This is a genomic window from Rheinheimera tilapiae (assembly GCF_042432165.1).
Lineage (GTDB): Bacteria > Pseudomonadota > Gammaproteobacteria > Enterobacterales > Alteromonadaceae > Pararheinheimera > Pararheinheimera tilapiae.
In genome coordinates this window covers 849149-865125 of the sequence record NZ_JBHLXP010000003.1, presented here as the reverse complement: position 1 = coordinate 865125, position 15977 = coordinate 849149, and the positions used below count along the sequence as shown (strand labels likewise).

Below are 15977 nucleotides of genomic sequence, written 5' to 3'. Positions count from 1 at the left end.
GACTGAACGGGACAGGAAATTGGCGCGTACTTTAATGGAAAAGTGGATAAATATCCAACAATTATTTGGCTGGTTTTTTGCCGCAGTAAGTCTGCAAGGCTAACGCTATGATTAAGCGGGAAATGTATTCAGTTGCTGCGTTTTTAGTTAATTTGATTGCAAATATATCCATAAAAACAGCATATAAATCTAAAAGGCGGGCGCTTCCTTGCGCCCGCGTCGCAAAAGCCACTGCCTGATCAGGTGCCGCTACTGAAGCTACAGACAAACTGCCAGCTACCGTCGCTGCCGGGTTTGCTTTGGGTCCACCATTTGGCCTGATACAACTTACCGGCATCAGACATGTAGTCGCCGCTGGCGGCAAAACTCGGTCTGTTGGCTTCATCTTTGCGCGGCCAGTTCGGGTAGACGAAGATTTTGAGAGGATCGACGCCACCACAAGTCTGGCCGGTTTGTGCTGGTTTTAAGTCGAGATTGGCATAGCCAGTGGCATTTCGCAGATACAACCGGTTGCTACCGATCGGTTGCTGTAGACTGATCTGCCCGTTGTTGAGCACCCCAATCTGCAGCAGGTCGCTATGGACAGCATTGACCTGTTGCGCCAGCTCCCATGCCCATTGCTGGCCCGTCTGATTAGCACTGCTGATCAGCAGGGATTTTTGCAGCAGTTCCTGACCGTTGCTGTCAAATACCCGCAGTAACGCGGTTTCGCCGGCTTTGCCAAGCTGAGTCGCGCTTAAATACGTGCCTTTGTCATACCAATTACCGCTGCCACTGTCGCCATTACTGAACTGTAAATCAGAGCAATTGTAAAAGCCTTCACCGACCACATCCTGACGTTGCCAGCGCGTATACAACACGGCATTGCCACTACGATTCTTCGGCAGCGGCACGTCGATTTCGTAATAACCACTGACGGCAGGCACATCGGTTTGCTGATGGATCAGCGTTAGCTGCTCCCAACTAAGCGGTGCGCTGGCTGCGTCAAAGCCCGGATTGGACAGATAAAACTGCCAGAAACTGGGATTATGCGGCGTGGTGGCGCGAAAACGGACGCGAAGCTGTGGCGTGGTTTTCAGATCTATCACGGTGCGCTGCCAATGTGCGGACGGCACATCCATCCCGGATTTGCGGCTGTCGCCACCGGCGCACAGCAGACCATTTTTCAGCGCAGCGCGCACCGCCGTTTGGTTGTGATAGTCTGGAACATTGGTTGAATATTCATGGTGTTGCGTTAGCGCATAACCGCCTGATTGTTGGTAAGCCGCACGGCAGGCCAGATTCGGAATACCGGAACCATCGGCTGGCCACCAGTAGCCGCCGTCGTCTTTACAGATTTGCTGGCGGGCTTTGGGGTAATCAACATAACCATGCGCCTGAGCGGCTTGTGCGACCAGCAATAACAGTAGTGAGCCGGTTCCTGCGAATAACTTGAGCATTTTGTGTTCTCCTGAAATGACAGACCGTTTTGGCGGTCTGTCTGATGGCTATCAAAGGTTGGATCAGGCCTTGTTGCAGACAAAAGTCCAGCTGCTATCGGACCCGGGCACGGCTTGGGTCCACCAGTTGGCTTTGTAAACTTTGCCTTGATGGCGCAGATGGTCGCCGCCAGCGGCATATGTGCCACGTGGCCAGTTCGGGTAGTCATTGACATTGGCAGGCACGCCGGCACAACTGCCGCCGTTGTCGCCACCACCGCCGCCAGTTCCGGAAATAGTGCCGGCCGGCAGCTGTGGATATTCCTGTTTCAGTGCAAAGCTCTGGCTACCGACACTGACGCGCCAGTTCGATGGCATTGGGATCGGCAGGTAGTAGTTCAGCGTGATGCTGGTGCTGGCGTTTGCTGCCAGCGGGCTGTGTGTCGGTAACGACAGCTCGACGCGGTGGAAGTCGTTTTGAATACCGCCGATGTTATTGCCACTGCTGTTGCGGCCGCTTTGCGTGACTTTGGTGCCATAACCGCTTTGGTCGGTGAAGTTGTCGCCACTGGCGGTCGGCACATCAAAGCTGATTTTGGCGCCGCCCGGAATCGTCTGGCCGGCTTTGTTTGTCAGCGTCAGTTTTGGATTGATCGGATAGTTGGCATCGCCGAGCTTAAAGCCGTCGATTTTGACCTGCAGGTCCAGACTTTGTGCCGGCAGCGGTTTCGGGTCGCGTTTATTGCCATAGGGCAGCGCAGTTTTAAAGGTCTGGTAGAAGATGCTGGTCAGGTCGGAACCCATGCCATATTCGGCTTTAGCCGCGTCATAGCTGTAGTCGCCGGCCAATTCCCAGAACATCACACCGCCGATGCCCCTATTGACGATGTAGTTGGCTTTTTGCTGAATACTTTCTTCATCTTCAACCGACAAAAACACTTTTTTCGTGTCGTTCCACAGCCAGGTGGCAACCAGCGTCGGGTCGTATTGGGGCTGATAGACACCGGTCAGTCGGTCGGTTGGATCTGTGGCCGGATCCAGGCCATAAGCGGCGGCATAAGAGCCGGTTTTGCCAAGCTGCAGGTTGCGGGTATGCCACAACGGGTTTGAACCGGCTGGCACTTCAGCGCCCAGACTGTTTTTGTCATGCCACAGATTGTCGATGCCAACAGCACCAGCGCCACATTGGTTTTGTGGCGAGCCGCCAGTGCCTGGTGGGCACTGGTTTTGATTCGGCTGTGCTGCTTTGCCCCACAAACCTTTGCTACCACCCGTGACATTCTGCCAGCCGCGGCTGTAATAGGGCACGCCGATATTGATGCGGCCTGCTTGCATAGCGCCGCGGAAGTAATGATAAGCCCAGTCGGTATTCAGATAACCAAGGCCCTGATACTGCGCGCTCTGGTAATAGTTCCACACCAACAATTCGCTGTCGCGGCCATCATCAAACAGTGCCGCATTCGGGCCGACGTGCTGGTTCCACGCGCCGTGCAGGTCGTAGCTCATGATGTTGACGTAATCGAGATATTGCGTGACCGGGAACACTTCCATGCCGCGCAGCAGATAGCCGCTCGACGGCGAGGCGATAGTCAATAAATAGTGTTTGCCGTCAGCGACTGAGGCGGCGTCGAGTTTTTCCCGCAGCGTTTTCATCAGCACCTGATAAGACGCCATCAGGCCGGCACGCCGGGCGTTGGAGATGGCAAAATCATCCGGATTGCCGGAGTCTTTCATGCTGGACGGATATTCATAGTCGATATCGGCGCCGTCAAAACTGTAGGTGCGCAGGAAAGTGACCACAGAATCAGCGAAAGTGTTGATGCCGGCCACATTCACTGAATTGTCGGCATTGGTGGTCATGGTATAAAAACCGCCGCTGGCGACGCGGTTGCCGTTATCATCAAAATAGCCACCGGTTTCGGCCCAGCCGCCAATCGACACTAGTGTTTTCACGCCCGGATGTTGTTTTTTGAATTTATTCAGTTGGTTAAAATGGCCTTTAAAGCTGAACTGCGGATCCATTTCCGCGCCGGCCACACCTGGCCATTCCATATTGGTGGCGGCATTGTCGGGCGCCAGCGGGTTACCAATTGACACTTTGTGTTGCGCGTCGACATGGGCAAAGGCGTAGTTTAAGTGGGTCACTTTGTCCCACGGAATGTTGTGAGCCAAATAAGCCGGCTGACCATTTTTGCCGGTGCGCCAGCTGGTGAAATACCCGATGATGCGGCGCGGGTGGTCGGCGCCCATTTTCTCGCGGCCTTGCTGGTCGTAGATAGTGCAGTAGGGCACATCCAGCCCCGGCGTCTGGTACAGACCGTCAGGCCGGCAGGCGGCGTGACCGGTTTGGCTGCTACTGACACTGAACTGAATACTGGTTTGGTTTTGTGCGCCGAGATTATCAATCACCCGCACAGTCAGTTGTTGATTGCCGGCGACAGCAGTCCAGCTGCTGCTGTAAGGGGCCGTGGTTTTTTCCGCAATCACAGTGCCGTTTAACACAAACTGTACTTTGGCAACGCTGCCGTCGGCATCGCTGGCGGTGGCACTGAGCAGCACTGTTTCACCGGCATTCAGGCTGGCATTGTTCGCGGGCGCTGTGATGCTGACAGTGGGCAGCTTATTATTACCGGCGCTGACACTAAAGCTGACCGGTGTGCTCTGGTTGCTGGTCGCTTTGTCGTCGGTCGCTTTGGCATAGACGCTGTGATTGCCGGCAACAGCCGTCCAGTTCAGGCTGTATGGCGCGCTGCTGTCGCTGCCGGCCAGTTGATTATCGACATAAAACTCCACTTTACTGACGCTGCCATCGGTATCGCTGGCGTTGGCGCTCAGCGTCACCACGGTGCCGGCGCTGTGGTTGCTGCCTGCCGCAGGCGCAGTCAGGCTGACTTGTGGCGGCTGATTTGCCACCACGCCTTCGCAGTCGCCTTGTTTGGTCCATTCCTGATACGGATTGGCATACTGCGCCGGGTTTTTATTCTGATTCCACCAGTTAGCCTTATAGGCCTTTTGTTCATGCTGGACTGTCGAGCCGCCATTGTAAGCTTTACTGGCGAGCCAGCTTTCCAGGTTGGTACAGCTGACGGTAGCTGCCTGCAGCTGCGTGCAATAAAGTGCGCCGCACAGCCAGCCGAGTCGGCGAGCCGTGATTAATTGAGTTTGCATATCAAGTCCTGCCTGTTGATTTAGATTTATTTTGTTTTCAGTAGCATGACGGGCGTTGGGGTGCTTTTTCACTGAATCCCTGTGCTGCACTGATCCTTGTGTGCGCTGTCCATGGAAGAGTGCCTGTTTTGCTGCCATCAAGATGAAACAAATGACAGCGTTGTCAAAATCAGCTTTCAGACAAGAATGTGATTTTTATCTGATTAATTTTTGATATCAGGGCAGGTGTGTGATTTGCTTACTTTTTTGCCGTTTAAGCAAACGGCTGCAGGGCAGCCGTCGCGGGCATGGACCGGATTCAGTCCAGAATGATATGCGGTAAAAACCGCGAGCTGTCTTTGGTGATCAGCGAATTGTCTTCCCGAATACCGATACCAGCGGCGCTGTCGCCAACCAGCCAGGAGCCGATCAGTGTATAACTGTCGCCGAATTTTGGCAGCGGGTGAAAGGCCTGACGGATAAAACCGCTGTCGTTGTACGGGCCCTCAACCTGCAGCCGTTGGCCCTGATGGTCCACCAGCTCGATATTCGCGCCTTCGCGTGAATACAACGGTTTACGCACCCAGCCAGCGCCAAGCGTGGCGGCGGGTTCTGTGTCAAAAAACGCCGGCAGCAAATTGGGATGATTCGGATATTTCTGCCACAACAACGGCAAAATACCTTTGTTCGACAACAACATTTTCCAGGCCGGTTCCAGATAACGGGTGTTGCTGCTTTTCAGGTGCACACCGAAATCTTCCCGCAGCATGAATTCCCATGGATACAGCTTAAATAACGACTGTAGCGGGTAGTTGTCGGTATCCACCAGTTGGCCGTTAATTTCACCAATTTGATCCAGACCGAGAAAACGCGCGTCGATCCCGGCCTGCATGGCAATATCCATCAGATAATGCACAGTGCCTTTGTCTTCGATATTGTCGGCAACACAGCTGAAATAGACGGGTTGCAGCATGTTCAGCGTGGCAAAACGGTGTTCAAGCTGGTCCTGCAAAGAATTAAACTGATCGGCGCCTGCTGGCAGTTTGCCGCGCATCAGCTGATCTTCCAGCCAGACCCACTGGAAAAACCCGGTTTCATACAAAGACGTCGGCGTGTCGTAATTCAGTTCCAGCAATTTGGCCGGACCGTTGCCGTCATAGGCGAGGTCCAACCGGCCGTACAGATGCGGTTGCTGGCTTTGCCAGCTGGCTGCGATCCAATCCCAATAAGGCGCCGGCACATCCAGCTGTTGTAATAACTGTTCGCTGGCCAGAATTTCCGGCACCAGCGACAATGCCATCTGATGAATTTCTTCGGTTGGTCCTTCTAAATCCTGTTCAATCTGTTGCAGGCTGAACTGATAATAGGCCGACTCATCCCAATAGGGTTCACCGTCAAAGGTGTGGAAATTAAAGCCAACCGATTCGGCATAACTGCGCCAACCCGGCCGTTCGGCTATCCGTAGCTTTTTCATCGATACAGTCCTTAACCGCCAGAGGATGCGCTTTGCTGGTCACTACGCCGTTGCGCCTGTGCACCAAAACCGCCACGCGATGCCATTTTGCCCGGCGCCATCTGCATCCGGGACGGCATCACACTGACCGGACCGGTCTGACGGGCCACCGGCTGATTGCCTGCCGTACGAAACGTCGATAAATCGTCTTTGGATTTATACAGCGGTTGCGTTGGCACATATTGTTTGGCCGAACTGCTTTTATTCAGCATCTGACCGGCGAGGAAGCCCATCATCATCGGCATAAAAAAACCGCCGCCGGAACTGGCTTGTTGCTGTCCTGGCGCTGGTGCCGCAGGTACCGGGCAATTGCCGGCACCAAAGTCGGCTTCACATTCGGCCTGAGTTTGATACTTCGGTGCCACTTGCTGGTGCAGTGCCTCGGCTTTGGCAAATTCGGCTTTGCAGCTTTCCGGTGGGTTATAAAATGCGGCACATTCTTCGGCGTTTTTGTAGACGGCGCTTGGCACAGGCTCTTCGGTGCTGCAACTGGCGAGGAAAAAGCCAGTCGCGGGCACCATCAGGACTAAAGCGGCTTTTTTACTGCGTTTAACTGCTTTGTTCATAGTGCCTCCGTCAGAATGTCATGCTGGCTGCGTTCACCAGGCCTACAGCGATAGATGCACCGGCAGCAAGGATGCCGGAGGCAATTTCGCCTTCACTAATCCGCTGTGGCAACTGGCGCACTGTCAACCGTACTGCGACAAAAGTACCAATCTGGATGATTAAAGCGAAAGCCCCCCAAATCGCACAATCTGCCAGCGACACCGAATGTTCAATCGCACTGGCCAGAGGCAGCGCAAAGCCGATTAATGCACCAACAAACGCAATGGCGGCTGCCGGATTATTGGCACGGATCAGCGCCAATTCGTCATGCGGCGTCACCCAGCTGTAAAAGCGGCAAAATAACAGCACCAGCAAAATCGCCAGTACAAAAAAACTGAGGAAAGCGGGTAGGCCGGCAACTGAGGCGAGAATGGAATCAGGCATAGAGAAATCCTTGTCGATTTAAAAAAACGAATTTTCCCTATCATCCTGAAAATTCATTGGAAACGCAATCACTGACCATGCTGGCGCGCATTTAGATATTGCTGAGCTATGCTCAGAAAGATCCGTCTCGATGCCAATTCCGGAGTATTCATCATGTTAAATCAACTTAAAGTGCGAAGCCGCCTGGTGCTGCTCGCTGCGCTGCCATTGACGGCGCTGGTGCTGATGTGTCTGTTGTCATTGTATAACATGAAGTTATTGGCGACAGGAGTAGACAGCCTGTACAACGACCGGGTGAAGCCACTGCAGCAAATCAAGCAAGTGTCGGATGCTTATGCAGTGACCATCGTCGATACTCTGCATAAACACCGAGCCGGGTTATTGGATGCCAGCCAGACCTTGCAAATCTTACAACAGTCAGTAACGGAAGCAGAAAAAGCCTGGCAGGCCTATCGTGTCACTAAGATGACAGACGAAGAGCAACGGTTGCTGGCGGAAGCCGAACAGCATATCACGCAATGGAGTGCACAACTGGCGCAATATCGGCAATTACTGGCTGATAATCAGCTGACACAGGAACCTGTCAAAAGTTTTAATGAGACCTTGTATGCCAGTGCCGATCCGCTGAGCGCGGCGCTGACAAAGCTGATTGATTTGCAACTGAGCGAATCCCAACGTTTTACCGAAGAAGCACATCAGACGTTCGACAACACCGTCTGGTTATTTGTCAGTGTGCTGCTGCTCGTTGGTACGGTGTTGCTGCTGTTGTCGGCGCTGGTCACTCGGTCAATCCAGCGGCCGCTATCGAATTTGCAAACCACCATTATGACGGTCGGCACCAACTCGGACCTGCGCCTGCGGGCCGCAGTCACAGGGCGGGATGAGATTGCTGACACTGCGCTGGCGTTTAACCAAACCATGGGGCGTATGCAGCAGTTTTTTTCCGACCTGTCGAGTGCGGTCGTGCAACTGGCGGCGGCGTCTGAAGAAATGAGTACTATCAGCCACCAGGTTAGTAAAACGGCGTTTGAACAGGAACAACAAGCCAATATGATCGCCACGGCGATTAATCAGATGTCAGCTGCCATTCAGGAAGTTGCTAACAGCGCACAAAATACCTCAGATCAGGCCAATGTGACTGATGCGCAGGCGCAACAAGGTGTGCAGCAGGTAACTGCCAATATCACCGCTATTACCCGGTTGTCAGAAACGGTGAATGGTGCCAGCGCGGTCATTGGTCAGCTCAGCACTGAGTCTGACAAAATCAGTCAGGTGCTGTCTGTGATCCAAAGCATTGCAGCCCAGACGAATTTGCTGGCATTAAATGCCGCAATTGAAGCGGCGCGGGCAGGTGAAGCGGGGCGTGGTTTTGCTGTGGTGGCAGACGAAGTACGCACGTTGGCGACCAATACCCAGCAAGCCACGGAATCTATCCGCAGCATGATCGACACATTACAGGCTGCTGCTCGTGACGCAGTCAATGCGATGGCGCAGTCACAAGGCCATGCCGACGGTAGTGTGCATAATGCACAACAGGCTGGCACTTTGTTGGAGCAAATCAAAAACTCGATTTCAGCGATTGTCGATATGAACGTACAAATTTCTACAGCAACTGAGCAGCAAACTATTGTTGCAGAAGAGATTAATCGTAACATCACTGATTTTAACAGCAGCATTTCCGAAGTTAGCCGCAGCTCTGCGCAAAGCGCCGAGGCCAGTGAGACATTGGCCGAACTGGCATCACGGTTACGAATGCAGGCCGCCGAATTTCAGGTCTGACCTGCATTCATAGCGGCTATTACTCTGTCTGTCGCAGAACAGGCCGCCGAGTCACCTGACATGCTGGACATTCAGATCAGGCTCACTACACTCGGAACGAATTTCATTGTTCGTTCCGGGAATCTTTTATGTCGCAAAAAACCATTATTGCGCTGGCCGTCGCAGCGGCGCTGACTCTTCATCTGACCGGTTGTGGCAAAGCGCCGGATTCTGCAGCGCCTGCGGCATCAGCGCAGACTGAAACGGTTGCACTGAAGTCGGGGATTGAACTGGGCAATCTTGATACCCAGATGAAACCGCAGCAAGATTTTTTCCGCTATGTGAACGGCAACTGGCTGGCTAAAACTGAAATCCCGGCTGACAAATCGCGCTGGGGTAGTTTTGACGAGCTGCGTTATAACGCGGAGAAACATGTGCTGGAGCTGGTGCAGCAACAAGCGGCCAAACCGGCTGAAGTGGGTACTGATGCGCAAAAAATCGGTGATTTATACCGCGCATTTATGGACACGGCAGCGATTGACGCCTTGGGCCTGACACCGTTAAACGCTGATATTGCTGCAATTGACGCCTTAAAAACTCCGGCGGAGTTGGCTGTGTTGTGGGGGAAACTGCAACCTCAGCGCTACGGCACGCCAGTGACCTTGTTTGTCGGTCAGGATCAAAAAAACTCCACGCAGTACATCAGTCTGGTGAATCAATCTGGGCTTGGCATGCCAGATCGGGATAACTATTTAAAAACGGACGAAAAAGCCGAAAAAATCAAACAGCAGTACCGCTGGATGATCGCCAAATTCTGGGAACTGGCCGGCTGGCCGGACGGCACTGCAGCGGCAGACCGGATTTATGCCATCGAGCAACAGCTAGCAGCTATTCAGTGGAGCCGCGTGCAAAATCGTGACCGCGCCGCAACATACAACAAAATGACACCGGCAGAGCTCGCCACTGCAGCCCCTGGATTTGACTGGGCTGGTTTCCTGCAAGGTGCCGGCATGCAGGGCATCGACAGTCTGGTGGTGCGTCAACCGACATATCTCAGCGAATTTGCCAAACTACAAAGTCAGATCAGTCTGGCCGACTGGCAGTTGTATCTGAAATTTCATTTAATCCGCAGTCACGCCGCTTTACTGGCGAGCGGCTTTGAACAAGCCAGTTTCGACTTTTATGGTCGCGCGCTGAACGGTTTGCAGCAACAAAAACCACGCGAAGAACGCGCCGTCGCAGCGATTGATGAAGCGTTGGGGTTTATGGTCGGCAAGCTGTATGTCGAAAAACACTTCAAACCTGAAGCGAAAGCGCGGATGGAGCAGCTGATTAAAAATCTGCGCGCCGCTTTTGAGCAGTCAATCAATGGCCTCGAGTGGATGAGTCCGGAGACCAAGCAGCAAGCATTGGCGAAGCTTGCGAAATTTAATACCAAAATTGGTTACCCGGATGTGTGGCGTGATTACAGCTGTCTGGAAGTGAAAGCCGGCGATCTGGTGGGCAATATGCAGCGCAGCAGTGCCTGTGAATACCAGCGCAATACCAGTCGTCTTGGCAAACCAGTCGACCGCACGGACTGGGGCATGACACCGCAAACGGTCAATGCCTACTACAGCTCGACAATGAATGAAATTGTGTTCCCGGCCGCCATTCTGCAGCCGCCATTTTTTAATGTTGAAGCCGACGATGCGGTGAACTATGGCGCTATCGGCGGCGTGATTGGCCATGAAATTACCCATGGTTTTGACGATCAGGGCCGTCGTTCAGATGGCGACGGCAATTTGCGCGATTGGTGGACGCCGGACGATGAACAGAAGTTCAAACAACGTGCGCAGCAGATGATCGACCAATACAGTGCCTTTAATCCGATTGACGATTTACACCTGCAAGGCGCATTGGGTCTTGGTGAAAACATCGCCGATCTCGGCGGATTGACTGTGTCGTACCGGGCGTATCAGAACTCACTGGCGGGCAAGCCAGCCCCGGTGATCGACGGTTTTACCGGTGAAAAACGCTTTTTCATCGGCTGGTCACAGGTCTGGCGGATTAAGTTCCGCGATGAAGCGCTGCGTCAGCAGATCATCACCGGACCACATTCGCCGGGTATGTATCGTGTGTTAGGCGTGCTGTCGAATATGCCGGAATTTTATCAGGCCTATGACGTGAAGCCTGGTGACGGTATGTACCGGCCGGATGATGTCCGGGTGAAGATCTGGTAAGCAGCTGACGCATTATGATGAAAACGGGACTTGGGTCCCGTTTTGTTTTTATACGGCACCACTACCGCTAAAATGTAGCGAAATTGTACTGGGTGCATACTGAGTCATTTGGCCGGTGCAAACGGCTGTGTATAATCGCCGCAACTTTTTGCGAAGGGAATTCATTTTGAAACTGCTCTCTGTATTAATTAGCTGTGCCGTTGTGATGTCTGCCCCGGCGTCTGCCGGTTGGTGGATTGAAGCTGATGATTTAGCGCTGCGTAACGATATCCAGCTATTAGCCGACTCAGGCTATATCCGACAGCCCATCAATACTTATCCGCTGATGTGGAGTGGCATTGTGCAGGATTTGCAAAGTGTGGATGCCGACGCTTTGACTCCAGATCTGCGCGATGCTTTACACCGGGTGATGATGCTGTGGCAGCGCGATCGGCGCGGCGTGCAGGCCAGTCTGAGCCTTGCCGGTGAAACTGAACAACCGGCTATTGTGCGTTTTGGCGATACCTTGCGGGATAAAGCCCAGGCGCAGGCTAGCGGCAGCTATCAAAACGACCGCGTCAGTGCCCGGCTGCAGGTCAGTCAGGTCAGTCAGCCGTTTGACCAGAATCGTACCCGATTGGACGGCAGTTACGTCGCGGTTAAAGCCGGCAACTGGATTGTCAGTGCCGGTGCGCTGGAAAAATACTGGGGCCCGTCATTTGATACTAGCGCGATTCTATCGACCAATGCCCGGCCAGTGCCGGCGGTGACGCTGAGCCGGAACTCCAGTGCCGCGGCGGCAGAGGACTGGCTGCCAGCCTGGACTTTTACCACCAGCTTTGGCCAGCTCAGCAGTCGGGCTCAGGTGCCTGATGCCAAACTGTGGCAGGCCAGACTGGGCATTAAACCGCTGAACTCACTGGAAATGGGCTTTAGTTGGGTCATGACGTACGGCGGCCAGGGTTACGGCAATGGCCTGAACGATTGGTTTGACGGCCTGTTCCGTGGCGGTACGCTGGAAGGCTCTGAAAATATGCTGGCCGGTTATGATCTGCGCTGGACCACCAGTCTGTTGGATCAGCCATTTGGTGTGTATTGGTCAGCGATTGCCGATGATGTCAGCACAAAAACATTGCAGCTGTACAAAGTGTCTTATCAGCTGGGGATCGATACTTATGTCCGGCCACTCAGTAGCCGGATTTATCTGGAAATCATTGATACCGCCATCGATTGCAGTAATGACCGTAAATTCAATTGTTATTACGAGCATTCGACACACCATGATGGTTATCGCCGCTATGGCCGGGCGTTCGGTACTTCGTATGATAATGACAGCAAGGCACTGAATCTGGGGATGTTGACGCAACTGGACAGTTCGACCAGCTGGCACAACAAACTGGCCTGGTTGCGCTTGAATGTCGATGGCACCCGGGTCGATTTACCGTCGCAGTGGACCCAAACGCAATTGCCAGCCCGTACTGTGCTGTTGTGGCGCACTGAGCAGCAATGGCGCGACCATGCGGATCAGTGGAAATGGGGACTGGAGTTTAGCAATACACTGGATAAAGTCAGTCAAGAACGGGACTGGCAAACTGAACTATTCCTGAGCTGGAGCCGCCAGTTCTGACATTTTGCATAATCTCTGCCTGAGTCATTGCATACGTATGCAATTTGCCGGTGATAGGCCGGCAGATTGCCCTCTTTTCGCTGGCTGGAACTATGACAGTGACAGCCGCGGTTTAAACCCTGCATGAACTTTCCGCCCCTTCCTTTGAAATCAGTCATTTTTTTCACAAATTCTGTGCTATTCGTTACATGGGACAGGCCTCAAATGCGGGACATTTCGGTGCAGTCTGGCGCGAAAGCCTCTGCTGAAAGTCCGGTTTTGCACAAGCAAGGTGCAGCATTGCAGAAAGTTGCACTGCCGCAGCGCAAAAGCATGATTATGAATACGTATTCATGTTGTATCGGGGTGAGCTTCCACATAGAAATAGCATAGTTGTTATCCTTCATGCCCCTGGGTATGGAGCACGCAACCAAATAACTATGAAACACCACACCGGGGATGAAGGGCAATGAAACATTACAAACTCAACTTGCTGACACTGGCACTGGCTGCGGCCGGTTTCAGTGCATCAGGCTTTGCAGCGCAAGAAACAACTGCAGATACCGCGAAAAAACTCACACCAACTGAGGCTCGGGCCAAGGCCAAAGCTGAAGCTGCTGTCGAAATTATCGAGATCAAAGGCTTCCGCCGTTCTGTTGTTGAATCCATCAACACCAAACGTTTCTCAACCAACGTGGTTGAATCTATCTCTGCCGAAGACATCGGTAAGTTACCGGATTCCAGTATCGCAGAATCTATTTCCCGTCTGCCTGGTCTGGCGTCACAGCGTCTGGACGGTCGTGCCAGCCGCGTCAGTATCCGTGGTTTCGGTGAAAACGAAAGTGCCACCACATTCAACGGCCGTGAGCAAGTCTCTATCGGTGACAACCGCGGCGTAGAATTCGATTTATATCCGTCTGAAATCATGAGCGGCGTGACTGTATATAAAACGCCAAACGCCACACTGGAAGCCGAGGGCATCGCCGGTGTGATCGACATGCAGACGGTCAAACCATTAAGCCGCGAGCGCACGATTCAGTTTAACGGCCAGTACGAAATGACCAGCCTGGACAAGCTGAACCCGGATGGTAAAGATGCCGGTGCCCGTGGCACATTCTCGTACATCGACAAATTCGCTAATGACACCATCGGCGTCGCTTTTGCGTACTCAAAAATGAGCTCGCCAAACCAGGAAAAACGCTGGAACGCCTGGGGCTATCCAGACTTTTCAGTTGATGGCAAAAACTACTCTGTATTGGGTGGCGCCAAGCCGTTTGTGCGCTCATCTGTGCTGGATCGTGATTCAGCGCTGTTAGTGGTTGAAGCGGCACCAAACGACAAACTGAAAATGACGTTTGACGCGCTGTATGTTGATTTCTCTGACGAGAAAATCCTGCGCGGTATCGAGATCCCATTCGCTTGGGGTTACAACCGTGGCTCTTCAGCGCTTGCTGTTGATCCGGCAACCGGCTTTGTGACCAAAGCAAAAGTCAGCAATGAATATCTGGTCGTACGGAACGATCTGGAAAACCGCGACGCCAAAATGAACGCGTTTGGTTTTAACGCTGATTACAACCTGAACGATGACTGGACGTTAAATTTTGATGCCAGCCACTCATCTGTAGAGCGCGAAATTTGGTCCTTTGAAAGCTACGCCGGTACTGGTCGTGGTGACAAACTGGGTGTCGGTGACAACCTGAGCTATGAATTCCGTCCAGGCAACTCTGGCGCTGTGTTTACGCCAAGCCTGAACTACGGTGATTACAACCTGATCAAGTTGGGTGGCCCACGCAGCTGGGGTTGGAGTACTGCTCTGAACCAGAAATTTGGTGTGGTCGGCAACGATCTGTATGAAAACACGGCACAGGACGGTTTTATCAACGCGCCTACCGTGGATGACGAAATGAGTGCTTTTAAACTGGCTGCGACGCAGATGCTGGAAGATGCCGGCATGTTTACCAAGATGCATTATGGCGCGTCATTTAAAACCCGGGAAAAAGACAAAAAGTCTGAAGGTTACTTCATGACTTTAAAAGACTTCCCAGCCATGGTCACTGTGCCTGAGAAGTACCGGATGGGTACTGTCAATCTGGACTTCATCGGCATGGGCAACATGATTGCTTATGATTCTGGTGCCATGTTGAACGACGGTTATTATGTGTTAACCGCCGAGAGCCTGACCAATCAGAGCCACTCATTTAAAACCTGGACCGTCAACGAAGATGTGCTGTCGTTATACACACAAGCTGATTTAGAAGCTGAAGTCGGTGGTATTCCGGTGACTGGTAGTGTTGGCGTGCGTTACGTTAAAACTGAACAGGATTCACAAGGCACCGCTTTTGGTAGTGTCAACGGCTTGATCGTTGCATCACCAACCGACATCGACCATAGCTTCAACCATGTGTTGCCAAGCCTGAACCTGATTTTTGATGTCGCTGAAAACCAATCAGTACGTTTTGGCGCGGCTAAAACGATGTCACGTCCTCGTCTGGATGAAATGAACTCTTCTGTGGGCGCGACCTACAGCCAGCAGGTTGACAGCAATGGCAACAACTGGAGTATCAGTGGTGGTAATCCACTGCTGGAGCCAAAAGAAGCGCTGGGTATCGACTTATCATACGAGAACTACTTCTCTGATGAAGGTTATTTCTCTGTGGCTTATTTCTGGAAAGATCTGAACGAGTGGATCTTCGACGGTAAGTATCAGGTTGATTTAGCTGGTGTTGCAGATCCAAGTACTGGCAAGGTGCCAGCAACTTCACGTGCGACCGGTTCAGGTAAAGTGAATGGTGGTGGCGGTACGCTGCAGGGTGCTGAGTTCTCGGTAACTTTACCACTGAATATCGTGACTGAAGTGCTGGACGGTTTTGGTGTGATCGCCAGCTATACCGCAGTCGAGCAGGATATTAAGGATCCGCTGGGTAAAGACTTCGAACTGCCAGGTCTGTCGAAAGAAATTATTTCGGCCACTGCTTTCTATGAGCGCAATGGTTTCCAGGCCCGGGTCAGTGCGCGTAAACGCGGTGACTTTAAAGGCGACGTCTACGGTATCGGTTTTGATACTCAACAAGTGGATATCGAAGGCGAGACGATTGTCGATGCCCAAATCGGTTTTGACTTCGGTGAAGCAGGCTTTAAAGACCTCGACGGTCTGTCTATCTTCCTGCAGGGTCAGAACTTAACGGACGAACCATTTGTGTCGACACAAGGTTCTGCGCTGAAAATCCGTGACTATCAGGAATACGGCAGCACCTACCTGTTAGGCTTCAGCTACAAGCTGTAATTTCTGCCACAATCAAAGCCCTGGTTCGCCGGGGCTTTTTTTATCATCTGTGCTAAAGACC

General features: G+C 52.7%; 9 protein-coding genes. 4 read left to right on the top strand and 5 right to left on the bottom strand.

Features of this window, described 5'->3' with window-relative positions:
* Positions 1–239: 239 nt before the first annotated feature.
* From ACFFJP_RS14675 to ACFFJP_RS14655, 5 genes are all read right to left on the bottom strand, one after another.
* A complete protein-coding gene (locus ACFFJP_RS14675; protein ID WP_377245560.1) occupies positions 240–1439 on the bottom strand; it encodes a lytic polysaccharide monooxygenase in 1200 nt (399 codons plus the stop codon).
* 63 nt (positions 1440–1502) lie between these two features.
* Complete coding sequence (locus tag ACFFJP_RS14670) at positions 1503–4586, bottom strand: glycosyl hydrolase family 18 protein (protein WP_377245557.1); 3084 nt, start codon at positions 4584–4586, stop codon at positions 1503–1505.
* A 298-nt stretch (positions 4587–4884) separates the two neighbouring features.
* Positions 4885–6039 (bottom strand): glutathionylspermidine synthase family protein, encoded by a 1155-nt coding sequence (locus ACFFJP_RS14665; protein WP_377245554.1) that lies wholly within the window; start codon positions 6037–6039, stop codon positions 4885–4887.
* An 11-nt stretch (positions 6040–6050) separates the two neighbouring features.
* Entirely contained in the window at positions 6051–6644 is a 594-nt protein-coding gene (locus ACFFJP_RS14660) for a DUF1190 domain-containing protein (RefSeq protein ID WP_377245551.1), read from the bottom strand.
* A 10-nt stretch (positions 6645–6654) separates the two neighbouring features.
* Positions 6655–7068, bottom strand: a complete 414-nt coding sequence (locus tag ACFFJP_RS14655) for a DUF350 domain-containing protein (protein WP_377245547.1) — start codon at positions 7066–7068, stop codon at positions 6655–6657.
* 153 nt (positions 7069–7221) lie between these two features.
* Between ACFFJP_RS14655 and ACFFJP_RS14650 the strand changes: the two genes are divergently transcribed.
* The 4 genes from ACFFJP_RS14650 to ACFFJP_RS14635 all read left to right on the top strand — a co-directional run bounded on the left by ACFFJP_RS14650 (position 7222) and on the right by ACFFJP_RS14635 (position 15916).
* On the top strand, positions 7222–8847 hold the full coding sequence (locus tag ACFFJP_RS14650; RefSeq protein WP_377245544.1) for a methyl-accepting chemotaxis protein: 1626 nt from the start codon (positions 7222–7224) through the stop codon (positions 8845–8847).
* A 128-nt stretch (positions 8848–8975) separates the two neighbouring features.
* On the top strand, positions 8976–11048 hold the full coding sequence (locus tag ACFFJP_RS14645) for a M13 family metallopeptidase (RefSeq protein ID WP_377245541.1): 2073 nt from the start codon (positions 8976–8978) through the stop codon (positions 11046–11048).
* 166 nt (positions 11049–11214) lie between these two features.
* Complete coding sequence (locus ACFFJP_RS14640) at positions 11215–12654, top strand: capsule assembly Wzi family protein (RefSeq protein WP_377245538.1); 1440 nt, start codon at positions 11215–11217, stop codon at positions 12652–12654.
* Positions 12655–13102: 448 nt separating this feature from the next.
* The gene (locus ACFFJP_RS14635; protein ID WP_377245535.1) at positions 13103–15916 is read left to right on the top strand and encodes a TonB-dependent receptor; all 2814 of its coding nucleotides are present in this window, start codon (positions 13103–13105) and stop codon (positions 15914–15916) included.
* Positions 15917–15977 lie beyond the last annotated feature (61 nt).

Excerpts from the sequence above, each read along its gene's own strand:
- ACFFJP_RS14675 (WP_377245560.1), bottom strand. The coding sequence starts at position 1,439 with ATGCTCAAGTTATTCGCAGGAACCGGCTCACTACTGTTATTGCTGGTC.
- ACFFJP_RS14670 (WP_377245557.1), bottom strand. The coding sequence starts at position 4,586 with ATGCAAACTCAATTAATCACGGCTCGCCGACTCGGCTGGCTGTGCGGC.
- ACFFJP_RS14665 (WP_377245554.1), bottom strand. The coding sequence starts at position 6,039 with ATGAAAAAGCTACGGATAGCCGAACGGCCGGGTTGGCGCAGTTATGCC.
- ACFFJP_RS14660 (WP_377245551.1), bottom strand. The coding sequence starts at position 6,644 with ATGAACAAAGCAGTTAAACGCAGTAAAAAAGCCGCTTTAGTCCTGATG.
- ACFFJP_RS14655 (WP_377245547.1), bottom strand. The coding sequence starts at position 7,068 with ATGCCTGATTCCATTCTCGCCTCAGTTGCCGGCCTACCCGCTTTCCTC.
- ACFFJP_RS14650 (WP_377245544.1), top strand. The coding sequence starts at position 7,222 with ATGTTAAATCAACTTAAAGTGCGAAGCCGCCTGGTGCTGCTCGCTGCG.
- ACFFJP_RS14645 (WP_377245541.1), top strand. The coding sequence starts at position 8,976 with ATGTCGCAAAAAACCATTATTGCGCTGGCCGTCGCAGCGGCGCTGACT.
- ACFFJP_RS14635 (WP_377245535.1), top strand. The coding sequence starts at position 13,103 with ATGAAACATTACAAACTCAACTTGCTGACACTGGCACTGGCTGCGGCC.